This window comes from Pseudomonas sp. AD21 (assembly GCF_002878485.1).
Taxonomy (GTDB): Bacteria; Pseudomonadota; Gammaproteobacteria; order Pseudomonadales; family Pseudomonadaceae; genus Aquipseudomonas.
In genome coordinates this window covers 1-408 of the sequence record NZ_NQYG01000145.1, presented here as the reverse complement: position 1 = coordinate 408, position 408 = coordinate 1, and the positions used below count along the sequence as shown (strand labels likewise).

At 46.3% G+C, this 408-nt stretch carries 2 tRNA genes; both read right to left on the bottom strand.

Annotation, left to right across the window (positions count from 1 at the left end):
• Positions 1–124: 124 nt before the first annotated feature.
• Positions 125–200, bottom strand: a tRNA-Ala gene (locus PseAD21_RS29375).
• Positions 201–209: 9 nt separating this feature from the next.
• Positions 210–286, bottom strand: a tRNA-Ile gene (locus PseAD21_RS29370).
• Positions 287–408 lie beyond the last annotated feature (122 nt).

The window sequence follows — 408 nt, the reverse complement described above, 5'->3', positions numbered from 1 at the left end:
GTGCTATCCAGTCTATCTTTCTATCACATACCCAAATTTTTAAAGAACGATCTAATCAAAGACTAGAAATCAATATTCACACCGGAATATTCATTTCTAAACTCTAACAAGCAGAAGCAGTTAATGGTGGAGCCAAACGGGATCGAACCGTTGACCTCCTGCGTGCAAGGCAGGCGCTCTCCCAGCTGAGCTATGGCCCCATACAAAATTGGTGGGTCTGGGCAGATTCGAACTGCCGACCTCACCCTTATCAGGGGTGCGCTCTAACCAACTGAGCTACAGACCCAATTTCGAGCGCGTAACTGATTAGCTAAGAGCTATCAGCTTGGAGCTTAAAGCTGCTTCTATCGTCTTCTTCAATGAATCAAGCAATTCGTGTGGGAACTTATGGAGCAGCTGATGTCGTCG